Annotated in this window: 26 protein-coding genes and 1 pseudogene; 12 read left to right on the forward strand and 15 right to left on the reverse strand. The window is 64.7% G+C overall.

Features of this window, described 5'->3' with window-relative positions:
- The first annotated feature begins 98 nt into the window (after nt 1-98).
- Nucleotides 99-266 (forward strand): hypothetical protein, encoded by a 168-nt coding sequence (locus tag ACZYZ7_RS08595; protein WP_450069530.1) that lies wholly within the window; start codon nt 99-101, stop codon nt 264-266.
- Nucleotides 267-339: 73 nt separating this feature from the next.
- Here the strand turns inward: ACZYZ7_RS08595 and ACZYZ7_RS08600 are convergent, their stop codons facing one another.
- On the reverse strand, nt 340-1,008 hold the full coding sequence (locus ACZYZ7_RS08600; protein ID WP_450069529.1) for an SDR family oxidoreductase: 669 nt from the start codon (nt 1,006-1,008) through the stop codon (nt 340-342).
- 198 nt (nt 1,009-1,206) lie between these two features.
- On the opposite strand from ACZYZ7_RS08600, the pseudogene ACZYZ7_RS08605 reads away from it, so the two are divergent.
- Nucleotides 1,207-1,474, forward strand: a pseudogene (locus ACZYZ7_RS08605) (YdeI/OmpD-associated family protein).
- An 11-nt stretch (nt 1,475-1,485) separates the two neighbouring features.
- Here ACZYZ7_RS08605 and ACZYZ7_RS08610 read toward each other — a convergent pair.
- Complete coding sequence (locus ACZYZ7_RS08610; protein WP_463740664.1) at nt 1,486-2,697, reverse strand: acyl-CoA dehydrogenase family protein; 1,212 nt, start codon at nt 2,695-2,697, stop codon at nt 1,486-1,488.
- 26 nt (nt 2,698-2,723) lie between these two features.
- Complete coding sequence (locus ACZYZ7_RS08615) at nt 2,724-3,329, reverse strand: TetR/AcrR family transcriptional regulator (RefSeq protein WP_450069526.1); 606 nt, start codon at nt 3,327-3,329, stop codon at nt 2,724-2,726.
- Nucleotides 3,330-3,434: 105 nt separating this feature from the next.
- On the opposite strand from ACZYZ7_RS08615, the gene ACZYZ7_RS08620 reads away from it, so the two are divergent.
- The gene (locus ACZYZ7_RS08620; RefSeq protein WP_463740665.1) at nt 3,435-3,803 is read left to right on the forward strand and encodes a DUF2834 domain-containing protein; all 369 of its coding nucleotides are present in this window, start codon (nt 3,435-3,437) and stop codon (nt 3,801-3,803) included.
- A gap of 217 nt (nt 3,804-4,020) precedes the next feature.
- On the opposite strand, the gene ACZYZ7_RS08625 is transcribed toward ACZYZ7_RS08620, so the two are convergent.
- Together ACZYZ7_RS08625 and ACZYZ7_RS08630 are read right to left on the reverse strand one after the other, a co-directional pair.
- On the reverse strand, nt 4,021-4,539 hold the full coding sequence (locus ACZYZ7_RS08625; RefSeq protein ID WP_463740666.1) for a hypothetical protein: 519 nt from the start codon (nt 4,537-4,539) through the stop codon (nt 4,021-4,023).
- 356 nt (nt 4,540-4,895) lie between these two features.
- Nucleotides 4,896-5,414 carry a TetR/AcrR family transcriptional regulator gene (locus tag ACZYZ7_RS08630; RefSeq protein WP_450069747.1) on the reverse strand — a complete coding sequence of 173 codons (519 nt, stop codon included), beginning with the start codon at nt 5,412-5,414 and terminating at the stop codon, nt 4,896-4,898.
- A gap of 165 nt (nt 5,415-5,579) precedes the next feature.
- Between ACZYZ7_RS08630 and ACZYZ7_RS08635 the strand changes: the two genes are divergently transcribed.
- Genes ACZYZ7_RS08635 through ACZYZ7_RS08650 form a run of 4 tightly spaced genes read left to right on the forward strand, consistent with a single transcriptional unit; the run spans nt 5,580 to nt 7,953 of the window.
- On the forward strand, nt 5,580-6,287 hold the full coding sequence (locus ACZYZ7_RS08635) for a hypothetical protein (protein WP_450069524.1): 708 nt from the start codon (nt 5,580-5,582) through the stop codon (nt 6,285-6,287).
- Nucleotides 6,284-7,081 (forward strand): hypothetical protein, encoded by a 798-nt coding sequence (locus tag ACZYZ7_RS08640; RefSeq protein ID WP_450069523.1) that lies wholly within the window; start codon nt 6,284-6,286, stop codon nt 7,079-7,081. Before ACZYZ7_RS08635 ends, ACZYZ7_RS08640 begins: the two co-directional genes overlap by 4 nt.
- Nucleotides 7,078-7,653 carry a cytochrome c oxidase subunit 3 gene (locus ACZYZ7_RS08645; protein ID WP_463740667.1) on the forward strand — a complete coding sequence of 192 codons (576 nt, stop codon included), beginning with the start codon at nt 7,078-7,080 and terminating at the stop codon, nt 7,651-7,653. The genes ACZYZ7_RS08640 and ACZYZ7_RS08645 overlap by 4 nt, the downstream gene beginning before the upstream one ends.
- A 3-nt stretch (nt 7,654-7,656) precedes the next feature.
- Complete coding sequence (locus ACZYZ7_RS08650; RefSeq protein WP_463740668.1) at nt 7,657-7,953, forward strand: cytochrome C oxidase subunit IV family protein; 297 nt, start codon at nt 7,657-7,659, stop codon at nt 7,951-7,953.
- Here ACZYZ7_RS08650 and ACZYZ7_RS08655 read toward each other — a convergent pair.
- Complete coding sequence (locus ACZYZ7_RS08655) at nt 7,950-9,476, reverse strand: serine hydrolase domain-containing protein (protein WP_463741053.1); 1,527 nt, start codon at nt 9,474-9,476, stop codon at nt 7,950-7,952. The two genes, ACZYZ7_RS08650 and ACZYZ7_RS08655, sit on opposite strands and share 4 nt — an antisense overlap.
- Between ACZYZ7_RS08655 and ACZYZ7_RS08660 the strand changes: the two genes are divergently transcribed.
- A complete protein-coding gene (locus ACZYZ7_RS08660; RefSeq protein ID WP_463740669.1) occupies nt 9,358-10,029 on the forward strand; it encodes a DUF4262 domain-containing protein in 672 nt (223 codons plus the stop codon). The two genes, ACZYZ7_RS08655 and ACZYZ7_RS08660, sit on opposite strands and share 119 nt — an antisense overlap.
- A 187-nt stretch (nt 10,030-10,216) precedes the next feature.
- On the opposite strand, the gene ACZYZ7_RS08665 is transcribed toward ACZYZ7_RS08660, so the two are convergent.
- The 6 genes from ACZYZ7_RS08665 to ACZYZ7_RS08690 form a co-directional block, all read right to left on the reverse strand.
- Complete coding sequence (locus tag ACZYZ7_RS08665; RefSeq protein WP_463740670.1) at nt 10,217-11,476, reverse strand: MFS transporter; 1,260 nt, start codon at nt 11,474-11,476, stop codon at nt 10,217-10,219.
- Nucleotides 11,473-12,120 carry a GntR family transcriptional regulator gene (locus tag ACZYZ7_RS08670; RefSeq protein WP_463740671.1) on the reverse strand — a complete coding sequence of 216 codons (648 nt, stop codon included), beginning with the start codon at nt 12,118-12,120 and terminating at the stop codon, nt 11,473-11,475. Before ACZYZ7_RS08670 ends, ACZYZ7_RS08665 begins: the two co-directional genes overlap by 4 nt.
- A 62-nt stretch (nt 12,121-12,182) precedes the next feature.
- On the reverse strand, nt 12,183-12,599 hold the full coding sequence (locus ACZYZ7_RS08675) for a DUF5313 domain-containing protein (protein ID WP_135451812.1): 417 nt from the start codon (nt 12,597-12,599) through the stop codon (nt 12,183-12,185).
- 14 nt (nt 12,600-12,613) lie between these two features.
- A complete protein-coding gene (locus tag ACZYZ7_RS08680; RefSeq protein WP_463740672.1) occupies nt 12,614-13,114 on the reverse strand; it encodes a MarR family winged helix-turn-helix transcriptional regulator in 501 nt (166 codons plus the stop codon).
- A 61-nt stretch (nt 13,115-13,175) separates the two neighbouring features.
- Nucleotides 13,176-13,850 carry a cAMP-activated global transcriptional regulator CRP gene (gene crp / locus ACZYZ7_RS08685; RefSeq protein WP_135451814.1) on the reverse strand — a complete coding sequence of 225 codons (675 nt, stop codon included), beginning with the start codon at nt 13,848-13,850 and terminating at the stop codon, nt 13,176-13,178.
- Nucleotides 13,851-14,025: 175 nt separating this feature from the next.
- Complete coding sequence (locus ACZYZ7_RS08690; protein WP_463740673.1) at nt 14,026-15,525, reverse strand: bifunctional aminoglycoside phosphotransferase/ATP-binding protein; 1,500 nt, start codon at nt 15,523-15,525, stop codon at nt 14,026-14,028.
- Nucleotides 15,526-15,781: 256 nt separating this feature from the next.
- On the opposite strand from ACZYZ7_RS08690, the gene ctaD reads away from it, so the two are divergent.
- On the forward strand, nt 15,782-17,503 hold the full coding sequence (gene ctaD, locus ACZYZ7_RS08695; RefSeq protein ID WP_463740674.1) for an aa3-type cytochrome oxidase subunit I: 1,722 nt from the start codon (nt 15,782-15,784) through the stop codon (nt 17,501-17,503).
- A 122-nt stretch (nt 17,504-17,625) separates the two neighbouring features.
- A complete protein-coding gene (locus ACZYZ7_RS08700; protein ID WP_353653701.1) occupies nt 17,626-17,874 on the forward strand; it encodes a WhiB family transcriptional regulator in 249 nt (82 codons plus the stop codon).
- A gap of 27 nt (nt 17,875-17,901) precedes the next feature.
- On the opposite strand, the gene ACZYZ7_RS08705 is transcribed toward ACZYZ7_RS08700, so the two are convergent.
- The 3 genes from ACZYZ7_RS08705 to ACZYZ7_RS08715 form a co-directional block, all read right to left on the reverse strand.
- A complete protein-coding gene (locus ACZYZ7_RS08705) occupies nt 17,902-18,564 on the reverse strand; it encodes a response regulator transcription factor (RefSeq protein ID WP_135451817.1) in 663 nt (220 codons plus the stop codon).
- Nucleotides 18,561-19,778 (reverse strand): sensor histidine kinase, encoded by a 1,218-nt coding sequence (locus ACZYZ7_RS08710; RefSeq protein WP_135451818.1) that lies wholly within the window; start codon nt 19,776-19,778, stop codon nt 18,561-18,563. The genes ACZYZ7_RS08705 and ACZYZ7_RS08710 overlap by 4 nt, the downstream gene beginning before the upstream one ends.
- 75 nt (nt 19,779-19,853) lie before the next feature.
- Nucleotides 19,854-20,042 (reverse strand): hypothetical protein, encoded by a 189-nt coding sequence (locus ACZYZ7_RS08715; RefSeq protein WP_463740675.1) that lies wholly within the window; start codon nt 20,040-20,042, stop codon nt 19,854-19,856.
- Between the two features lie 225 nt (nt 20,043-20,267).
- On the opposite strand from ACZYZ7_RS08715, the gene ACZYZ7_RS08720 reads away from it, so the two are divergent.
- Together ACZYZ7_RS08720 and ACZYZ7_RS08725 are read left to right on the forward strand one after the other, a co-directional pair.
- Nucleotides 20,268-20,933: a TetR/AcrR family transcriptional regulator gene (locus ACZYZ7_RS08720; RefSeq protein WP_463740676.1), complete on the forward strand. Its 666-nt coding sequence runs from the start codon at nt 20,268-20,270 to the stop codon at nt 20,931-20,933.
- Nucleotides 20,934-20,942: 9 nt separating this feature from the next.
- Nucleotides 20,943-21,809, forward strand: coding sequence for a LysR family transcriptional regulator ArgP (locus ACZYZ7_RS08725; protein ID WP_463740677.1), 867 nt, complete (start codon nt 20,943-20,945; stop codon nt 21,807-21,809).
- The last annotated feature ends 12 nt before the right edge of the window (nt 21,810-21,821 follow it).

Consider the following 21,821-nt stretch of genomic DNA (forward strand, 5'->3'; position numbering starts at 1 on the left):
AAGTCAGACCGGGTAGGAATCCCCCGAACCGGTGGACAAGACGTCCGAACCGCGACTCACACGCCACGGCTCGAACGCCCCGAGCGAAGGGCTTCGACATGAAGAAGTTTGGTTTTGCGAGCATGATCGCCACCGGTTTCGCCGCCGCCATCGTCGGCCTGGCCGCCCCGGCGCAAGCTGATATCTCCCATCACCAGTGGGTGCACGACATCCAGCAGCAGGCGAGCACCGGCGTCGTCACATCGACATTCGGCAACGGCCGCTGACACGCGACGCAAGCAAAGCGAGGGGCGCCCATACCGGGCGCCCCTCGCTTTGTCTCGAGCTATTCGCTGTACGTCAGGCCGACATCCGGCTCAGGCGATCAGGCCCGCCGACGTACACGATCCCCGACGGGTACGGTGCGGACGCGGCGCGGGCGATCGTCGTCGCCAACTCCCGGTCCGACATCATCTCGCCGGACACCACGGTGAAATCGATTCCCCGCCGGTCGAACTCGGAACGCATCGCGTATAGCGCGGTCTCGCCGGCCCGCTTGCTCGCGGCGATCGGTCCGTAACCCTTCGGCACGGCCTTGTTCGGGAAGAAGTGCGCCTGATGGCTGGTGACGAACACGATCTGACCGCCCACCGGCATCAGCGGTAAGGCCAGCTTGGCCAGCCGGCGCTGTGCATCGCGGTTCAGCCGCATCGCGTAGCCGGGATCGGTTCCCAGCTCCAGCCCGGTCGAAGCGTTGAGCACCAGGACATCCAGGCGGCCGAACTCACGGCCCACCCGCTCGATCATCGCGGCGGCGGCCGCTTCATCGGAAATGTCGGCGCCGAGCGTGGAGGCGCGTCCGCCCGCGCGGCGGATGGCGTCGACGACCGTGTTGGCGCGTTTGGCCTTCTCGCGGTAGTTGACGACGACGTGGGTCTCCGGACTGGCGAGCTGCTGGGCGACGTCGGCGCCGATACCCCGCGACGCGCCGGTGACAAGTGCGATCCGGGTGGCTGCTGCAGGCTGCATGTCGGGTTCCTTCCGTCCTGCCGAGGCGGCCGGCCCTACGTGTGGCCTGCGGTAACACGGTGATGTGCCCGTGCTCACAACCGCCCTGAGCACCCACCGTACACCAACTCTAAGAAAAATAAGACCCTTCTAAGGTCACGGTAAGGGCAATGTCGAGTCGCAAGTGGGTTGCTGCGGTAGGCGGCTTAACCTGGCTACATGACTGGCCTGCGCGTGCCCGGCGGAGTGGTGCACAAGTTTGCCGGCGGACCTGCACGAAGCCTTGATCGGCAATGTCTCGGCGCTGGCTGCCTGGCGCGACATCACGCCGCTCGCGCGCAACGAGTTCATCTGCTGGGTCGAAGATGCCAAGCAACAGGTGACGCGCGAGCGGCGGATACGCCGCACGCAGGAGGAGTTGGAGGAAGGCCAGCGGCGGCCGTGCTGCTGGCCCGGGTGCAAGCACCGCGAGCGCACCGGCAAGTAGCCGCTCGGCCCCTACCGGATCGACAGGCCGGTGATGGCCCGGGAGATCACCAGTCGCTGGATCTCGCTGGTGCCCTCGAAGATCGTGAAGATCTTGGCGTCACGGTGCATCCGCTCGACCGGGTAGTCGCGGGTGTAGCCGTTGCCGCCGAGAATCTGGATGGCCTCGTCGGTCACGTACACCGCGGTCTCACTGGCCACGAGCTTGGCCATCGAGCCCTCGGCGTTGTCGAACGCCTTGTTGTTGCGCGCCATCCAGCCGGCTCGCCACACCAGCAACCGGGCGGCGTCGATACGGCTCTTCATGTCGGCGAGCTTGAACGCGACGGCCTGGAACTCGCCGATCTTGCGGCCGAATTGCTCACGCTGGCAGGCATAGTCGAGGGCGTACTCGTAGGCTGCGCGGGCCACGCCGACCGCCATCGCCCCGACGGTGGGCCGGGTGCGCTCGAAGGTCTTCATCGCGGCCTGGCCGCCGGCCGATGCGCCGGACTTCACGCGCGCGATGCGGGCCTCGAACTTCTCCCGACCGCCCAGGATCAGATCCTCGGACAGCCGGACGTTGTCGAGCACCACCTCGGCGGTGTGCGAGGCGCGGATACCGTGCTTCTTGAACTTCTGGCCCTGGGTGAAGCCGTGAGTGTTCGGCGGGATGATGAACGTGGCCTGCCCGCGCGAGCCGAGTTCGGGGTAGACCGAGGCGACCACGATGTGGACGTTGGCGATCCCGCCATTGGTGGCCCAGGTCTTGGTGCCGTTGAGCACCCACTCGCGGGTCGCCTCGTCGAAGCGGGCGCGGGTGCGGATGGCGCCGACGTCAGAGCCGGCGTCGGGCTCCGAGGAGCAGAACGCGCCGAGCTTGGGTTCGTCGGCCGTACCGAACATCTCCGGCAGCCAGAGGCCCAACTGTTCGGGAGTTCCGTTGCCCGCCAACGCCGCTGCGGCCAGGCCGGTGCCCAGGATCGACAGCGCGATGCCGGCGTCACCCCAGAACAATTCCTCGAACACGGTCAGCATGCCCAGCCCGGTGGGTTCGGCGGCCTGCTGGGCGAACAACTCGGGGGAGTACAGCCCCACCTTCGCGGCCTCCTGGATGACCGGCCACGGGGTTTCCTCCCGCTCATCCCATTCCGCGGCCGCGGGGCGCACCACCTCGGCGGCGAACTGGTGGACCCAGTCGCGGACCTCGATCACGTCGTCGCTCAGTTGCAGGGAGAACGTCACGGTTTCCTCCTGAAATAGGTTGGGAATCAGTTGGTTTGAGTGCGGTGTTGTTTGATCACGCTGACGGTCTGGGTGACCCAGGCCTCGAAGAAGCGTTCGTGGTCGACGTTGCCCGGCAAGCGCCCGGTCAGCGCCTGCAGGGTCGCGGCGTAGGACAGCCCGGCGATGGCGACCGCCGCGGTGGCCTCGGGATCGGGGATCTGGGTGCGGCCCGAGCGATTGGATGCGGCCAGCTCATCGGCGAACCGCTGATAGGCGTTGTCGGTGATGACCTGCCACGTCTTCTCGTCGAGCTCGCCGAGCTCATCGGGTTCACGCAGCATGACCCGCAGCAGTTCCTCGCTCTGGGTGAGGTTGGTCCAGATCAATTGACCGGCACTGCGAACCGCCTCCTCGACGGATTTCGGATTGCCGGCGTCGTACTGCTCACGGGCGCTCACGATGGCGTCGATGCGGTGCGAGACCGCGGCCTCGAGTAGTTCCCGTTTCGAGCCGAAGTGTTTGTAGAGCGCACCCGACCCCGGTGCCAGGCCGGCCGCCTGCTGGATGTGGGCCACCGACGTCGCGGCATACCCCTTGGCGGCGAACAGCTTGAGTGCCGTGGCCAAGAGCCGGTCCCGTCCGGATGACATGGTGAGAGAGTACTCACTCACCTGATTGGCGCCAAACGGGCCCCTCACGTCTGCCGGATCGATAGGTTGACCTGGACTGTGTCGGTCTGACGGGGAGGCATGACGATGGCAGAGCTGAGTCGAAACGACAAGATCTTGTGCGGCGTCTACGCCGTGATCGCCGTGGTGGCGCTCGTCGGGACCTGGTGGAACAACATCGGCTACATCACCACTGAAAGCACGAGCCTGATCGACTTCTTCAAGAGTGGCTACACCAACTACGCGACGTCCTCACTCACCAACGACCTGCTGCTGTTCGGGTTGGCGGCGTTCGTGTTCATGGTCGTCGAGGCCCGCCGGATCGGTATCCCGAAGGTGTGGATCTACATCGTGCTCAGTGCGGTCATTGCCGTGAGTGTGGCGTTCCCGCTGTTTCTGATCCGACGGCAATTGGTGCTGGCTGAGCAGCGGGTGTCGGGAGGCATCGCAAGTTAGCGAAACGCCTTTCGTTGTTTAACTGGACACATTAGTTTAGTTCGCTAGCCAATCCAGATGGGGTGTCGACCTCCATCGAGGGTCTTTCAGGTCGAGACCGACGGCCGCCGAAGCTGCGTTTCGCTTCGATTTGCGTAGAACGACACCTAGGAGCTACGAGGTGGGTCTGCGCGTTCCAATCGGGCGCTGAGCACGGCCACGCAAATGCGTAGAGACGCTAATGGCCGCTCGGGGCGGAATGCCCTCCGGTCCAGGAAAACTCGGCGGCAGACGGGTCGTCTATCTCATTCCACCTAACGGTGACCAATACGCCGTAGGCGGGGTGGTTATTCACGGTAAAGAAACCGTCGCTTTTTGGTCCGATCTTTCCTAGTTCACGCTCGAAATTCGAGTCACCAACGACTACGTTGTACGCCGTGCGTGAGCCGGTATTGCGGAGCAAGAAGTCGAAAACGCTCGCGGTATTCGCGCTTCGGATTTCCCAGGTCGTGGGCTCGACGAGCGCAACGGGTTCACTCGCGGTCCGCTGGCCCGGGACTCGCCATCCTCGCGTCAGGCCCAGGACGGGAATGACAAGGAGCACGCCGAGACCATAGATGATCGCCATGGGAATTGCGTTCCAATGAAAGTGCTCCGGGGCCGCGAGCGGAATGTAAATCGCCGCGACTACCGCGGCGATGCCGAGGATGATCGCTATTAGAGCAGTCCAAACGTCCTTTGATTCGGGCGCGGCCATGCCCGATACTGTACGTTGTGATCACGGCGCATATTGGCTGTTCAACACGTTTCAGCCATTCGTGATGCTGGCATCGATCCCGTCACGCTGTATTCATTCACCGAGCCACCGGTGGGCCAGGCGAAAATGCAATCCCTCGCCAAGCTCGTCCTGTCACGACTGTAACCCTGGCGTCCGACCAACGGGAACTCTTGCCTTCTGCACGCGCGTGTGCAGAAAAGCGACACGCGACCGAGACCGGCCGATCCACCGGCCGGCGGGTACCACCTCCGGCTAGCCGAGGGTGAGGGTCCTCGTGCGCGCTTTTTACCGAGAGGTTATGCAGATCGTGCGATCTGAGCTGGATTGTTGTCCCGCTAATCAGCGAGCCCGAGCATCCGCCGGGTCATCTGGTTCAGCTGGACCCGGAGGGTCTCGCCGTCGATGTCGGCGAGCAGCGGATGCATGACCGCGACGCTGATCGCACTTGAGAGCATCGCCGCGTGAAGCCGGGCCTCGACGCCGGCTTCGGTGCCCAGGAGTGCGGCATAGAGGCGTTCGATGAACCGCTGAAACGGCTCGTACTCGGCCTGCAGGCGAATGATCACGGGGTCGAACATCGGAATGCTGAAGGCGCCGCGGCGGTCGATGGCCTGCTCGATCATCCGGTCCAGCAGCTCCTCACGGGCCTGCCGGGGAGACCCCTGCGCCTCGACCGCCTCGAGTGCCTCTTCGAGTCGGCTCATCTCCCGTTCGGTGATCGCGATGACGATCTCTTCCTTGGTCTTGAACTGCCGATACACGGCGGCCTTCGTGACACCCATTTCGTCGGCGATCATCTGCAGTGACGTCCCGCTGACCCCGTGATTGGCAATGAGTTTCAGTGCCGCGTCCATTACCCGCGTTTGAGCGGCGGTACGCGTGATCGCACCGAAAGTCCGGGCCTCCTGTGTGGACGTCACAGCGTCAACGGTAACCGACGATTGACCGTCGAGTAGCCGATCGGCTACCGTCCAAGTTGCCGATCGGCAACTAACGTCACGCATGAAGAGAGTCCGACGATGAGACGACCTGACGGCGAGTTGATCCTCCTGGGGACGTTGCCCGTAGTGGCAATCATCTGGATCTCCGCGTTCTTCCTGTTCCCCGGGTTCGTACATCCGATGTCCCCCAACATGTCTGCCGAGCAGGTCGCGAGTTTCTATCAGGACGAAACCGCGCGGATCCGGTACAGCATGATCCTGTTCAACTGGTTCGGCGTCGGCCTCATCCCCATCGTGATCCTGTTGGCGATGCAGGTCCGGCGGATGGCCCACCGCACGCCGATCTTGTCCTACAGCCTGATCGCGGCGGCCGGAGGTCCACCGGCGCTGTTCCTCATCGCCAACATGTTCTGGCTGCTCGGCTCATTCCGGCCGGACCGCGCCCCGGAGTTGACCCAGGTTCTCAACGATCTCGCCTGGCTGACCTTCACACTGCTGGTGCCGTATCTGATCGCGCAGTGCCTGCTGCTGGCGTTGGCGATCTACTGGGATCAGCAGGAACGGCCGGTGTTCAAACCGTGGGTGGCGTACTTCAACCTTGCCGTCGCCGCGGCGCTGGTCCCCGCCACATTCACCGCGTTGTCTTTCGACGGACCTTTTGCGTGGGACGGGATGTTATCCTTCTGGCTCAAGAACATTGCCATCGCTGTCTGGATCCTGGTGATGGGAGTCGTTCTCGCCCAGGCGATCAAACAGCAGCGCGCGATGGACAAGGTGTCCGCATGAGCGGCACACGGTTGAGCAGACTCGTGTGGAACCTGCGCTATCACCCCAAGCGTGAGCTGTGGTTCGCGTGGTATGTGATGGTGTTCTTCTACCAGCTCTACGGTGTGCTGTTCTTCTTCGTCACCCGCGTGCAGCCTCCGCCGAGCCCGGCCTGGGACACCCCGACGGTCGTGCACTGGGTGACCGACCACCGGTTCGGTGTTCTCGCCGGCTTCGGTGTCGTCTTCCTCATCACCGGCATGTGTGCGCCGATGAACGCCCTTCTCGCCTACTCGATGCGACGGATGTCGGTCAGCCCCGTCTTCGCGTACTCGTATCTGATCATGTACTCGCTGAGCGCAATTCCGGGCATGCTCGTCATGGCCATCGCAATGACCACCGCGGCGCTACGGCCCGACCGCGACCCCGAGATCATCCACTGGCTCTATGAATTCGCCTTCTTGTCGTTCAGCGGGACCATGGGTGTGTTCCTGATCGGCTCGCTGGTGTGGATGGCCGCGATCCTGCTGGACAAGAACCGCGTGTTTCCGAAGTGGTTCGGCTATCTCAATCTCTGCAACGCCCTGACCGAAGTGGTCGTCGCCCCGGCCTGGATCTTCCACCGCGGCGCGTTCGCCTGGAACGGCGCGATCGCCTGGTGGGTCAACATGGTCGTGTTCGTCACGTACACCGGTGTTTTCATCGTGCTGCTGCGCAGGATGATAGAACGTGAGGACTTCGGCACCGGTCCGCTCCCGGACCTTCCGGGCAAACAGGCCGGCGAGCTGCAGGTGGCAGCGGAGGCGGTGCGATGACCGAACAAGTCGACGGGGCCCGCACACGGTCGGTGCCCGGGCAGCCCGACATGTGGATGTTCGTGCTGTTCGAATCGCTGCTGTTCACCGCGTACTTCTCGGTGTACCTGGTGTCACGCACCGAGAATCCAGAGCTCTTCCTGCAGTCGCAATCCCATCTGGACCTGCGGATCGGAGTGGTCAATACCATTGCGCTGCTGCTGAGTTCGTGGTCCATCGCCCGGTGCGTCCAGGCCTCCCGCGGGGGCAACTACCGATCCGCGTTGACGAACGTGTTTCTGACGATCACGTTCGGCGTCATCTTCCTGGCAGGCAAGATCGTCGAGTGGGTCACCCAGGTTCGCATGGGGAATACGTTCACCAGCGATGAGTTCTTTCAGCACTACTTCTTCCTGACGTCGATCCACTGCATCCACGTCCTGATCGGCTTCGTGGTGCTCGGTGTCGTCGTCTACCAGTTGTGGAGCCCGCAGCGGCGATCCCAGCAGCTCGTCGAAACCGGCGCCACCTACTGGCACACCGTCGATTTCCTCTGGGTCCTGATTTTCGCGTTGATCTACGTCGTGAGGTGAGTGGTGCGCACCAAGAGCAACACAAGACTGCTGATCGTCTGGGCGATCCTGACGGCGATGACACTCGTCTACGTGTGGCTCGACGAAGCCGTCGACCAGGACGGGACGCTGCGGGCCAGCACCATCGTCACTGTCAGCGCGATCGCCATCGCACTGATCAAGGTGCGCATCATCTTCCGGGAATTCATGGAGGTGCGCCACGCTCCGGCATTGCTCTGCCGCCTCACCGACGGATGGGTTGTCCTCATCGGAATCTGCCTGCTGGGCAGCTACTTTGTCGGGTCAGCGGTCGCCGGCTAGGTGCCGTACAGATGGAGCGCCCGGGCGGTTTCGGTGGCGACGTCGCCACTCAGCTTCGTGATCGGCGGACCGCCGCGTTGATGGATGACGTTCGCCAGGACAGCGACGTAGGTGTCTGATCCGGGATCCATCCAGAGCGTCACGCCGGTGAATCCGGTGTGGCCGAAGCTGCCGACGGGAAAGATCAGCCCGCGCGGTCGGGAGTGGGCGGTATCGACATCCCAGCCGAAGCCGCGGAGGTCTTGCCCGTCGATTGCCGGATAGTGCGGCGCCAGCAGGGGATCGGTTGTGTTGGGGGTGTTTTCGATGGCTTGCCGGGTGGCGGTGTTGGCCGCTTCGACCTGTTCGGCGGTGTGTCCGGGTTGCTGCGGAGTCGTCATCAACTCCACGGTCGATTGCTTCAGCGGAAAGGTGCTCGGGCGGCCGGCGAGACGATCGAGCAGGGCCTGCGCGAATCGGCCGACGTCGTTCACGGTCGAGAACACCCCGGCGCTGCCGGCCACTCCACCCATGCGGCGTGCCGTCGGGTCGTGCACGGTCCCGCGCAACGGGTGGCCGTAGTCGGGGTTGATGCCCGGGGTGTCTTCGTCTAGCGCTGTCGGTGCGATGCGGGGCAGGAGGTCGGTACTCCACGTACCCTCCGGGCAATCGTTCACTTTGGGTGCGCTTGGATCGAAGGCGACTGCGGTGCCCCGGACCTGGTGCGGACCACAGGCTTTGGTGGCCGGAAGGTAGTGAGTTTCTGACAACCCAAGCGGTGCAAAGACATTGTCCTGCACATACGTATCCAAGGGCTGGCCGGTGATCCGCTCGACGATCGTGCCCACCAGAATGAAGTTGATGTCGGAGTAGTGAAAGAGCGCGCCGGGTTCGTACACCACCCACGCGCCGAGCGCACGGTGAGTGCCTTCTGCTTTGTCGGCCTTGTCGAGCCCCCACGGACCGTCCAGGCTCAGATCGCCGGCGATGCCCGACGTGTGGGTGAGCAGCATGCGAACGGTCACCTGCGCGCGGCGTGGGTCGTTGGTGGGGTTGAAGTCCGGCAGGTAGGTCTGTACCTGGTCGTCGAACTTGACCTTGCCCTGTTCGTAGAGCTGCATGAAGGCCGTCGTCGTCGCGATGCTCTTCGACAACGAGGCGAGGTCGAAGATCGTGTCCTCGGTCATCGGCTCGGCGGGGGCAGGTACTCCGTCCAGTCCCGGTTCGCCGTCGAGCTTGCGCGAGCCGTACGCCTGGCGGAAGACGACGTTGCCGCCGTGCCCGACCTGCACCACGGCTCCGGGCAGGCGATGGGCCGTGATGTTGTCGTTGACGAGTTTCGAGACCGGGGTGAAGTCACCTGTAGGAACGACGGCGGCCAAGGTGGGCGTTGGCGCGGTGGTCGTTGGTGCGGTCGTGGTCGACGTGGAACTGGCTGGCGGTGGGGGTGTCGGACGTCCGCACGAAGTGGTTGCGGCGATCGTGAACATGATGGTGCCGACGGCGAAGAGCTGGGTAAGACGCGATCGCGACACCGTCACCAGATCGACGGTAGTCGTGCCCCGCGAGCGTTGTCGGTGGACGGGAGCACAGTGGCTCCTATCGACCACGGAAGGGGCGGCCATGTGCTGGCAGTGCGACAATCCCAACGGCACTACCGATGACTACTTGGACATCCTGCGGGACATCATCAAGGACCACGGGTGGGCAGTCCAGTTTGTTGAGAACGACAAACGCCCATATGCCTACACCGTAGGCCTGCACGACATGGGCTTGCCGGAGCTATTGATCACGGGCATGCCCGCGCAGGCTTCTGCGCGCGTGCTGAACTCACTTGCCCATCAGATCACCGAGGACGGCACGTTCCTGCAACCGGCGATGCACATCGATTATCAGGACGAGTTTCTCTTCGAGGTGGTTGAGGTTGAGCATCCGGATGTCCATCTCAAATTCGCCGTCGAGCTCTGCAGTCCGCGTATTCGTGCGTTCCAACTCGTGTGGACGGACGATCGTGGTCGTTGGCCATGGGACCGTGGATGGAGTCACGGTCGATGTCGGCAACCGGTACTAGGCGTTCGTAAGCTGTTGCCGGAATAGGGTGCGATCTGTCCACACGGCAGCGAGGTGCACCGAGCATGACAGTGCGCCGAAGTGAACAAGGTCCACATGAACTTCGACGCGTTGTACCTAGGATTGCGGTCAATATCGAGCAGTAATCCTAGGTGTAGTGGTCGCGCGCAATGAGTTTCGCCATTCCGCACGGCAAACGTGAAATCCTTCTATGTCAACGATTGACAGCCGGTGTACGCGGCTCTAGATGCTTCGCCCACCCTGACGCGCACACTGCAGTGCAGACAATCGCCAACAACCCCACCGCACTGAGCATCACCGGATAGCTGAACCAGTGCGCCAGCGCGGCCAGCACCGCGGGCAGCAGGAACCCGAGATAGGCCAGTGAGTAGTAGACCCCGGAGATCCCGGCGAGCTCGTCAGGCGGCGCAATGCGTTGGATCTCAAGGAGACCCGACACGATCGCGATTCCGTACGCGCTGCCGAGCAGCATCGCGACCAGCGGAGCGACGAGCGCCGAGCGTGTGACGGCAGTGGCCACGGCGGCGAAGATACCCAACGCCATCAATGCCATCGACACCACCACGGCACGGGAGCTGGACACGTCGTCGAGTCGACGCGCGACCGGCTGGATCGCCACACCGCAGCCCAGCGTCAGCACGGTCAACCCCACGGTATAGAGCAGGGCCCATGATCCGAGTTGGTCGGCGACGAGCGCCGGCACCACCGCGTACGCGATGGCTGCCGAACCAAAGATCCACGGCGCCATGGGAACAACGACATGAAGGAACCGGCGGTGTCCGGCGGCGGGCACCTTCAATCCGTCCAGGAAGGGCCGCGAGGCCATGCGCTCACGGGTCTCGACGGTGCGATTCCACACCGCCCACAGCACCGGCACGCACAGGGCCACATGGACCAGGTACGTCAACACCAGCGGCAGCGGAGCGTAGACGGTGAGCAGCCCGGCGAACAAGGGCCCGACCCCGAAGCCCAATGACAGGCAGATCGAGGCACGTCGCGCACCGGCCCCGGCCGGGGCGTCGTCGAACGGCGGCCCGGACAGCTCAGCGATCCAGGCTGATCCGACCGCCATCGCGATACCGACCGCCACTCCGCTGAACAGTCGGCCGACGAACAGGGCCGGGAAGCCCCAGTAGTCGCCGATGGCCAGCACGAGGCTGCCGAGCGCCGCACTGATGACACCGGCGGCCATCACGTTGCGTCGACCGTGGCGGTCCGACAACGTCGAGGCGATCAGCAGGCCCGGGATCAGGCCGAGCACGTAGGCGCCCAACAGGATGTCCACGTCCACCCGGGTGTAGCCGGAGTGCTGGGCATACGCGATCAGCAGCGGGGTGAATTGGTTTCCGCCCCAACCGATGCAGAAGATCGCGATGGCCACGGCGAGCCAGGGCTGAAGGCGATGCCGGATCTGATCCGGTGCCTCACGGGAGTCGAAAGCGACAGCGGTCATGCCAGCACCACCCGGTAGGTAGCCTCCAGATGCGCCAGCAATGCGCCCTCGAAACCGGCTACATCGCGCCGCCCGATGGCGTCGGCCAAGTCCGCGTGCTCGCCGATCAACTCGGTCAGTCGGGCCGAGTCCGAACGGGCCGCGTCGGCCATCATGCGACGCTGCCGGTCGCTGAGCGACCCGTAGAAGCGGTCGGCGATCGTGTTCCCGGCGACCTCCACGATCCGCCGGTGAAACGCGTCGTCGGCGGCCGCGAACTGATCGGCGTCGCCGATCGCCGCGCCGTGGCGCTGCCGCTCCACCAACTCGGTCAGCTCACCGAACAATGTGTCGATGGACTCCGGTGACCGGCACAACCGACGCACCGCTGCGGTCTCGAGCGCCAGGCGCATCTCCAGCAGATCGGTGGCCTCCTGCGCGGACACCGGTACGACGACGGCGCCGCGCCGCGGCACGAGATCCAGGAAATCCTCGGCGGCCAGGCGCAGAAACGCCTCGTGCACGGGTGTGCGGCTGACGCCGAGCTGCGTCGCCACCTCTACCTCGCTGAGCAGCTGCCCGCCTCGAAACTCACCGGAGAGGATCTGGTCCTTGGTCATCCGGTAGACGCGTTGGCTGTTGCTCGACTTCTCGTCCGGGTCCACGAAAGACCAGGGTACCCCTTGCATGCACCCTTGCATGCAAGGGGTCTATCCAGGGGAAACGCTTAGAAGGGGCTGCTGTTGGCCTGGTACTTGGACGATTCCGGACGCGGTCCGAACCGGCGGATGTACTCCTCGTGCTTCCGCTGGTCCTTCTTGTACTGGATCTCGTCGACCAGGTTGGGGTCGAGGCCATGCTGCGCCAGCCGGTGCCGGCGCCAGATCTTGTTGAGCGCGAGCGCCATCAAGATGGCCCAGATGTAGATCGGCACGGTCATCTCGATGTGCACGTACAGCGAGGCGGGCAGGAGCCACAGCGGCGCCAGTACGAACAGCGGCGGGATCGCCATCCGGATCAGATGCCGGCGCACCGCGCCATGGTCGGCCAGGTCATGGGCCACCCATTCGCGCATGGAATCGGGCAGTCGCTTGCCGTAGCAGTAGGCGATGTACTGAAAGAAGTTGGGACGGTCCTTGGCCATGGGGGCTCCTGGTGTCAATCGGTGAGTGAATTGGCCGCCAGTGCAGCCACGTTGATGCGGGTCAACACCCGATGCAGCTCTTCGAGTTCGGCGATGTCGACGCCCAGGCGCTCCACCACCGCGGGTGGGATGGCCAGGGCCCGCTCACGCAGGGCGATCCCGGCCTCGGTCAGCTCGACGTCGGTCGCGCGCTCATCGCCGGCCCGGCGGCTGCGGGTCAGCAGGCCCAGGGCTTCCAGTCGCTTGAGCATGGGCGAGAGCGTCGCCGAATCGAGTTGCAGCGCGGAGGCGATCTCCTTGACCGAGAGCGGGGGTGTGCCGCCCGAGACGGACCGTTGGTGATCCCACAGCGCCAGCATCACGAGGTACTGCGGGTGGGTCAGACCCAGCGGCTCGAGCAGCGGGCGATACACGGCGAGCACGGCGCGGTTGCTGACGGCCAGCGCGAAACAGACCTGCCGTTCGAGGGCCAACGGATCGGAGCTGAGCTCCGGCGCTTCGGATACTACGGACACAAACTGAAAGTACCCTAATAGTTAGGGCACTAACAATGTCTGGGTGATCACACGCTCACGTTCAGTGCGCGCGTTTGGCCAATCGCTCGGCGTTGTCGATCAGGATGCTCCGGCCCTGCACGCGGATCCAGCCGCGTTGCGCGAAGTCCGACAGCGCCTTGTTGACCGTCTCCCGCGAGGACCCCACGAGCTGGGCGATCTCTTCCTGAGTCAGCTCGTGGTCGACGCGCAGCGCGGTGCCGTCGCGGCTGCCGAACCGTTGCGCCAGGTAGAGCAGCTGCTTGGCCACCCGGCCCGGCACATCGGTGAAGATCAGGTCGGACAGATTGTCGTTGGTGCGGCGCAGCCGGCGGGCCAGCACGCGCAGGAGTTGTTCGGCGATCTCAGGCCGATCGGCAATCCAGCTCCGCAACACACTGCGGCTCATCACGACCGTTTTCACCTCGGTCAGCGCGGTCACCGTCGAGGTTCGCGGACCCGGATCGAAGATGGCGAGCTCGCCGAACATGTCCGACGGGCCCATCAGCGTGATCAGGCTATCGCGCCCGTCCACCGACTTGCGACCGATCTTCACCTTGCCGGCGGTGATGATGTACAGCGTGTCGCCGGGCTCGCCCTCGGCGAAAACCACCTCGCCGCGGCGGAAGGTCACCGGCTCCAGATGCTGGACCAGCGCAGCCACAGCATCGGGTGACACACCCTGGAAGATGCCGGCGCGTGCCAGCACTTCGTTCATGTTTACCCCTCGATAAGTGCCGAAATCGGCTGCTCGCAACGTTTACGCAGGTCACGCTGAAAATGCGACCGCGATTCCACCTTACAAGGAATGTGCGCTACGTCATGTGGGGCCTGTGCGGACTCCGGGTACCGGGATCGGCGTGGGTTCGGCCATCCCGTTGATTCGATCGACATCAGATGGCCGAGCAGCAGATCCGCTGGGCTTCGCTGACAGAGTCGGCCAGGGTCTGGCGCGTGTTGATCACGTGGGCGTCGGGCCATTCGGCGCCGCCGGCGGCCAGCCCGTCCGCGATCTGTGGTGTGGCATCTGAGTTGGTGACCTGCCGTTGCACGATGCGTTCCTTGGCTTCGTCGATGGGCACCGTGCAGGCTAATTCCACTGTGGGGCAGTGCTGTTCGGCCGCTACCTGCCGCGCGCGTCGCCGGAGATCCGGATCGCGCCAGGTGCCGTCGAGGATCACCGATCTGCCCCCGGCCAGAGCCTGCTGGGCCCGCTGAAGTACGGCGTCGTAGACGGCGGCGACGTTGTCGCTGCTGTAGAGGCCCTCGTTCAAGATGCCCGCAGCGCCGCCGAGCAGGCCATCCGCCTGCAATTGGCGGCGCACATCGTCGGTGGAGATGACCTGCGCGGACAGCTGTTGAGCGAGCGCGTGCGCGAGTGTCGTCTTTCCGGTGCCCGGACCGCCGCCGACGAGGATCAGTCGCACCGCCCCCTTACGGAGGTGATCGAGAGCAATGTCGAGATGATGCCGCGCGTCGGTGGCGGCGCTCTCGGTGCCCTGATCGATTCTGATGCAGTCGACCTTGGCGCGGACCCCGGCGCGGTAGGCGATGTAGAAGTCCACCAGCGCGGTCGGCGCGGTGTCCCCGGAGATCCGTCGGTACTCAGCGATGAAGAAGTCGGCCAGGTCTTTGCGACCCAGGAATTCCAGGTCCATCGCCAGGAATGCCACGTCGTCCGTGCAATCGACGTGGCGCAGCCCGTCATCGAACTCAAGGCAGTCAAGGATCGCCGGACCGTCCGGCATGCAGAATATGTCGCCGGTCAGCAGGTCGCCGTGGCCGTCGATGATTCGGCGATCGCTGATCCGGTCGGCGAACAGCGCGTCGCGGCCGTCGATGAACTGCTCAACCAGCCGGCTGACCTCGGCCAGCGATTCCGCGGGCAGTGTGGTTCCTTCGTATCGGCGCAGTTCGGCGAGGTTGTCCCGCCAACGGCGGGTAATCGCGGGAATCTTGGCAGCGGTATCGATGTCTTCTGACCGATCAGCCTTGGCATGGAAGCGCGCTATGACTTCGGCGATCGCCGACAGATGCTGTAGCGCGGGCTCGCCACCGACAACGATCGACGTCAGCCGGCGCGCGTCGGGGTATCTCCGCATCACGATCACCGGCTCAGGTGGGCCGCCCTGTGGGTCGGTGAAGTGGGCAACCCCGAGGTAACTGTCAGGCGCCAATCGCTGGTTCAGAAAAACCTCACGGAGGCACACCTCATCGCGGCGCTCGACCGAGCGGAAATCGAGAAAGTCCGTGACGACGGGCTTTTTGACTTTGTAAGCCCTGTCGCCGACCAAGGCGACGATCCCGGTGTGTGTCTCGTGAATCTCCGCTGCGACGCTGCCGGCCGCGGACTCAGCGGTCTGCGACGAAGTCGGCAAAGCTGATGTGTCCATAACCCATGTTCACTCAACGCGGGCATGTCTCGGTAGTGCCGTTCGACCCTATCCGGCGTCCGGGAACGGTGGCACGGCGCACGCTGTCCAATGCATGCCATGTGAGTCACATTGCAGCACAGCTGATCTTGGGAGATTCCAGACAACTCGGCGCGTCTGAGATTGAGGACTAATGGCCCTTCTCCTGACTGCGTGAACACACCAGTGTTCTCGGAGCGAACATGCTCACGCAGGGGGATAGAAATGGAGAGCTGTGGTGACTGCCGAAGCACCGCCAATCGGAGAACTCGAGGCACGTCGACCATTTCCGGAACGGATGGGCCCCAAGGGCAACCTGATCTACAAGCTCATCACGACGACCGATCACAAGCTGATCGGCATCATGTACTGCGTCACCTGCTTCACGTTCTTCGGCATCGGCGGCCTGATGGCGCTGTTCATGCGTACCGAACTGGCCGAACCCGGCTTGCAGTTCCTGTCCAATGAGCAGTTCAACCAGCTGTTCACCATGCACGGCACGGTGATGCTGCTGTTCTACGCGACCCCGATCGTGTTCGGGTTCGCCAACCTGGTGCTGCCGCTGCAGATCGGTGCGCCCGACGTGGCGTTCCCGCGACTGAACGCGCTCTCGTTCTGGCTGTTCCTGTTCGGCGCGCTGATCGCCCTGGGCGGCTTCATCACCCCGGGCGGTGCCGCCGACTTCGGTTGGACCGCCTACTCGCCGCTGACCGATGCCATCCACTCACCGGGCGCGGGCGCTGACCTGTGGATCCTGGGTCTGGCCGTCGGTGGTCTGGGCACCATCCTCGGTGGCGTCAACATGATCACCACCGTGGTCTGCATGCGTGCGCCGGGCATGACGATGTTCCGGATGCCGATCTTCACCTGGAACATCCTGGTGACCTCGATGTTGGTAGTCATGGTGTTCCCGCTGCTGACCGCCGCGCTGTTGGGCCTGGCGGCCGACCGGCATCTGGGCGCGCACATCTACGACCCGGCCAACGGCGGTGTGCTGCTGTTCCAGCACCTGTTCTGGTTCTTCGGTCACCCCGAGGTCTATGTTCTCGCGCTGCCGTTCTTCGGTGTGGTTTCGGAGATCATTCCCGTTTTCAGCCGCAAGCCGATCTTCGGATACACCACGCTGGTGTACGCGACCATCAGCATCGCGGCCCTGTCGGTCGCGGTGTGGGCGCATCACATGTACGCGACGGGTGCCGTCCTGCTGCCGTTCTTCTCCTTCATGACGTTCCTGATCGCGGTCCCGACCGGCATCAAGTTCTTCAACTGGATCGGCACGATGTGGAAGGGCCAGTTGACGTTCGAGACGCCGATGCTGTTCTCGGTCGGCTTCCTGATCACCTTCCTGCTGGGTGGGTTGTCGGGCGTGCTGCTGGCCAGCCCGCCGATCGACTTCCACGTCACCGACAGCTACTTCGTCGTCGCGCACTTCCACTACACGCTGTTCGGCACCATCGTGTTCGCCACCTATGCGGGCGTCTACTTCTGGTTCCCGAAGATGACCGGACGTCTGCTCGACGAGCGTCTGGGCAAGCTGCACTTCTGGCTGACCTTCATCGGTTTCCATCTCACCTTCCTGGTGCAGCACTGGGCTGGTGACGAGGGCATGCCGCGCCGCTACGCCGACTACCTGCCCAGCGACGGCTTCACCACGCTCAACGTGATCTCCACGATCGGATCGTTCATCCTGGGTGTCTCGCTCCTGCCGTTCGTGTGGAACGTGTTCAAGAGCTGGCGCTACGGCGAGCCGGTGACCGTTGATGACCCCTGGGGTTACGGCAACTCGCTGGAGTGGGCGACCTCTTGCCCGCCGCCGCGGCACAACTTCACCGAGCTGCCCCGGATCCGTTCGGAGCGACCGGCGTTCGAGCTGCATTACCCGCACATGGTCGAGCGGATGCGCGCCGAGGCACATGTCGGTCGCAGCCATGCCAGAGAACTGGAGGACAGCACGCGATGACGAGAGTCTTCCGATGAGTTCACCGAAAAGCCGCGTGCCCCGCCTCCTCCCATCCCCCTGAGGCGGGGCACGCCCCAGACCGTCGGACACCACTGCGAGCGGGGGTACTCGAGTTGTCATCCTTGGAATGGCGAGCACTTGGAAACTGCCGCGACGTCGACCCGTTGGTGTTCTTCGGCCCCGACCGCGAAAGGGCGAAGGCGCGAGAACAGCGTGTATTCAGGGCCAAGGCGATATGCCGTACCTGCCCTGTGAAACGCGCGTGCCGCGAGCAATCCCTGAGATTCCCTGAACAACACGGGATCTGGGGCGGGCTGACAGCCGATGAGCGCAGTGACGCGATGCAGTCACCCGAAAGGACAGAACCGTGAACGACGGCGTCGCAGGCAAACCCCGGATCACTGGGGAGAGACCAGCCCGGTGTCGTATGCGTGGATGATCGCGGCGGCGCGGTCACGCAGGTCGAGCTTGATGAAGATGTGGCCGATGTGGCTCTTGACGGTGAGTCCGGAAATGCTGAGTTCATCGGCGATCTCGGCGTTGGAATGCCCTTTGGCGATCAGCGTCAGCACATCGAGCTCTCGGGCCGTGAGGTCACCGACGGCGACTGCACGACGCGGCGCTGCCGACTTGCGGTAGGTGGTGAGCACCCGTGAGGTCACCGCCGGGTCGAGATAGCTGTCGCCCTGCGCCACCGCGCGCACGGCCCGGATCAGCTCCTCGGCCGAGGAATCCTTGAGCACGAACCCGCTGGCGCCCGCGCGCAGCGCACCCGAGAGCAACTCGTCGTCGTTGAATGTGGTCAGTGCCAGCACCGGAGGCCCGTCCACCGCAGTTACCTGACGGGTGGCCTCGATCCCGTCGACCCGCTTCATTCGGAGGTCCATCACCACCACATCGGGGCGGTACCGGGTGACGGCGTCGGGCACCTCATCGCCGTCGGCGCATTCGGCGACGATCGTGAAGCCGTCCTTGCGTCGCAGAATCCGTCGCAGCCCGGAACGCACCAGATCCTGATCGTCGACCAGGAGGACGGCGACCTCGGCTATGGCGTTGGTCATGACACCACGGGGCACCATCGGGGTGCCCGGTCGGTGTCTTCCAGCGGAATATTCGTGCGGACCGACCATCGGTCGTCGGCCGGGCCGACGCTGATGATCCCGCCGAGCAGTTCGACGCGTTGCCGCATGCCGCTCACGCCGCGGCCCTCGGCGCGCCGGCCGCTCCGGCCCGCCAGCGCGGCGACCGGAAGTCGGTTGTCGATCGTCAATGTCGCCGATGTCCTGGAAATCCTCAGTAACACAGTTGATTCTGCGTCGGGCGCGTGTTTGGCGATGTTCGCCAAGGACTCCTGGGCGATGCGGTACAGCGCCAAACCCACCGCCGCTGAGACGACATCGGTGCGGCCACTGGCATCGAAGTGCACGTTCAGCCCGGCGCGGACGAAATCGTCCACCAGGCAACTGATGTCGTCGACTCCTGGTTCGGGAGCCGTGCTCATCGGGGCGCCGTCGAGTAGTCCGACCGTGCGCCGGATGTCGGCCATGGCCTGACGGCCCAGCCGTTCGGCCTGCTCCAGTGCCTCGACGGCGTCGTCGACGTCGCGGTCCTGCTGCAGTCCGCGGCGCGCCCCGGTCACGTGCAGCAGGGTCACGCTCAGCGAATGCGCGATCACGTCGTGCACCTCGCGGGCGATACGCCGCCGCTCATCGGCTGCGGCGTGGAGTGCCTGCGCGGCCTGTGCCTCCTGTTGCTGACGCATGAGTTGCTGCTGGGTGTGCACGAGATAGCCCACCAGCCAACCCATCCCGAGGATCCCCACATACAACGGCAGGGCGTCGAGCCGGTGTTGCGAGGCGGCGGTCAGCAGCAGTGCGGCCGCGGTCAGCGACGCCAGGAATCCACCCCACACCCCGGCCAGCGAGGCGACCTCGCCGACCATCAGCACCGCGATCAGCGGGGCGAAATCATTGGCGATGGGTGTGGCCGTCGCGAACAGCAACACCGCGGTCGCGGTGGTCCAGGTCGCCCAGACGATCGGAGCCTTGAAATCGACGCCGGACAGGTAGAACAACGCGAAGGGGGCAACGCAGACGACGAGCGCGAGCAGGCCCGCCGGAAGGTCGGCCGTGGGGCGCTGCAACACGGCCACCGCGCCGGCACCGATCACCGTGGCGTCGAACGCCAACACGAAGGCCCAGTTGTAGCCCACCGGGAGGGCGTACCCCCGCCGGCGCACGTGCGCACGGATGCCGCGCGCGATGGTGCCGAGCATGTTCCGATCGTAGAAGGTGAGCATGTCGCCGCGCCTCCTACTGGGGTCGGATTTTCTGGGGCCGGATTTCAGCACTCAGAGTCGCCACATTTCGCGTGACATCGCGGCGTCTTCGACGAAGCCTTCCCGCAGCGGCGGGTAGTACGGCTGCTGCAGGTCGGGTCGGGGCACGGCGGCCAGTGCCGCTCGCACCGCGGCCAGGGCACGCCGCCAGCGGCCGCCTTCCCGGCGATCCGGGCCGACCGGGATCGCTGGGGTTGTCACCGGCGGGGCGAAAACGGCGTCTTTCGCCGTCCATCCACGGGCGACACCTGTCATGGAATTCGCTATCGAGATAGCTGGGGAACGCTGTGCTCGTGTCATGGCTCGACGCTATGAAGAATGCAGGTCAGCCCACATCGCGCTGCCGGCCGATCTTGACCTACGACCGTAGTAGGAGATCTGCACCGACCACAGGACGATCAGGCCGCAAGTGATTACGCTCGTGCTGTGGTCCCGAGTTCGACCCGCAGACGTGGTCCGCGGCGTGACGTCGACACCCGCGCACTGATCATCGACACCGCCGAGCGAATGTTCGCTGAGACGTCGATCGGTGCGGTGGCGTCGCGCGCTGTGGCCCGCGAGGCCGGCGTAGCCAGCCGCGCAGTGGCCTACCATTTCCCCGCCAAGCGGGACCTGGTGCTGGAGGTGGCGCGGCGGCGCGCCCCGATCGTGTTCGATGCTGTCGTCCAGGAACTCGTGCGGGTGGCTCAGTCGGGGAACCAGATTGGTGTCTACGACGTCGTGGAGGCGCTGATCGCGCCCTACGTCCGGCTGCTCGACGAGGATCCGGTCGGCGGATTGCGCTGGCTCAAGGTGATGAATCAGCTGGCCTTGGATGAAGACCAGATCTGGCTCGACCAGTTGGCGGGGGCGCCGAGTCTGCCGGAGTTGTTCTTTGCCGCGGCAGGTCGTGCGGTGCCGGACATTCAGACCAGAGAAGGTCAGCAGCGCAGCACAATTGCCATCTTTTCGATGATCGGTGCGCTCGCCAGTTCTGATCTGGCCCTCTACGGACGCCCCCTCGGGCCCGGCGGCCTCGACCGGGGTTGGGTCGCCCAGCTCGTCCGGTTCACGGGCGGCGGTTTGCGCGGCGACGAGGCCCTGCCCGACTAGGATCGTTGCGTGCAGATCGACGGCCAGCAGCTCGCTGCCTTCGCCGCGGTGGTCGAGCTGGGGAGCTTCGACGCGGCCGCGCAGCGTCTGCATGTGACCCCGTCGGCGATCAGCCAGCGCATCAAGGCGCTGGAGCAACGTGTCGGCCAGGTGCTCGTGGTCCGCGAAAAACCCTGCACAGCAACAGCTGCCGGTGTTCCACTGCTGAGGCTGGCGGCTCAGACGGCACTGTTGGAATCCGAGACGCTTGCGGAGATGGGTGGCGGCTCAGCGCACCGCACCAGGATCGCGCTGGCGGTCAATGCCGATTCGATGGCGACCTGGTTCACCGGCGTATTCGCCCAGGCCGCTGAGTTCTTGTTCGACATCAGGATCGAGGATCAAGACCTCTCGGCGCGGCTGCTGCGTGAAGGCGTGGTGATGGGAGCGGTGACCACCGAGCGGCGCCCGGTCCCGGGTTGCCGAGTGCACCCGTTGGGGGCGATGCGCTACGTGCCGGTGGCCAGCGCGGAGTACGTGCAGAACTACCTGCCCGACGGATTCACCTGCGACGCCGCGGAGGCGGCGCCCTCGCTGTCCTGGAACCGCGATGACGCGCTGCAGGATCAATTGGTGCGCAAGGCGTTCCGCAAGGATGTCCTCAGGCCTATCCATTACATCCCGACCGCCGAGGGATTCGGCGCCGCGGTGCGGGCCGGGTTGGGCTGGGGGATGTACCCCGAGGAACTGGTCGACGACGACTTCGTCCGCATCACCGAGCAACACCTGGACGTGCCGTTGTACTGGCAGTGCTGGAAGCTCGACAGCCGCACCGTCGAGACCATCACGGCTGCGGTTCGCGGTGCGGCGGGGGCCCTGCGCGGACGGGCCGGTTGAGGTTGGCGCGAA

The sequence above is a fragment of the Mycobacterium sp. IDUB_17 genome (assembly GCF_055419465.1).

Coding starts and splice junctions, on each gene's coding strand:
- ACZYZ7_RS08645 (WP_463740667.1), top strand. CDS start 7,078: ATGACCGAACAAGTCGACGGGGCCCGCACACGGTCGGTGCCCGGGCAG.
- ACZYZ7_RS08640 (WP_450069523.1), top strand. CDS start 6,284: ATGAGCGGCACACGGTTGAGCAGACTCGTGTGGAACCTGCGCTATCAC.
- ACZYZ7_RS08630 (WP_450069747.1), bottom strand. CDS start 5,414: ATGGACGCGGCACTGAAACTCATTGCCAATCACGGGGTCAGCGGGACG.
- ACZYZ7_RS08710 (WP_135451818.1), bottom strand. CDS start 19,778: ATGCTCGGCACCATCGCGCGCGGCATCCGTGCGCACGTGCGCCGGCGG.
- ACZYZ7_RS08615 (WP_450069526.1), bottom strand. CDS start 3,329: ATGTCATCCGGACGGGACCGGCTCTTGGCCACGGCACTCAAGCTGTTC.
- ACZYZ7_RS08625 (WP_463740666.1), bottom strand. CDS start 4,539: ATGGCCGCGCCCGAATCAAAGGACGTTTGGACTGCTCTAATAGCGATC.
- ACZYZ7_RS08705 (WP_135451817.1), bottom strand. CDS start 18,564: ATGACCAACGCCATAGCCGAGGTCGCCGTCCTCCTGGTCGACGATCAG.
- ACZYZ7_RS08635 (WP_450069524.1), top strand. CDS start 5,580: ATGAGACGACCTGACGGCGAGTTGATCCTCCTGGGGACGTTGCCCGTA.
- ACZYZ7_RS08690 (WP_463740673.1), bottom strand. CDS start 15,525: ATGGACACATCAGCTTTGCCGACTTCGTCGCAGACCGCTGAGTCCGCG.
- ACZYZ7_RS08595 (WP_450069530.1), top strand. CDS start 99: ATGAAGAAGTTTGGTTTTGCGAGCATGATCGCCACCGGTTTCGCCGCC.
- crp (WP_135451814.1), bottom strand. CDS start 13,850: ATGAACGAAGTGCTGGCACGCGCCGGCATCTTCCAGGGTGTGTCACCC.
- ACZYZ7_RS08675 (WP_135451812.1), bottom strand. CDS start 12,599: ATGGCCAAGGACCGTCCCAACTTCTTTCAGTACATCGCCTACTGCTAC.
- ACZYZ7_RS08665 (WP_463740670.1), bottom strand. CDS start 11,476: ATGACCGCTGTCGCTTTCGACTCCCGTGAGGCACCGGATCAGATCCGG.
- ACZYZ7_RS08620 (WP_463740665.1), top strand. CDS start 3,435: ATGGCAGAGCTGAGTCGAAACGACAAGATCTTGTGCGGCGTCTACGCC.
- ACZYZ7_RS08600 (WP_450069529.1), bottom strand. CDS start 1,008: ATGCAGCCTGCAGCAGCCACCCGGATCGCACTTGTCACCGGCGCGTCG.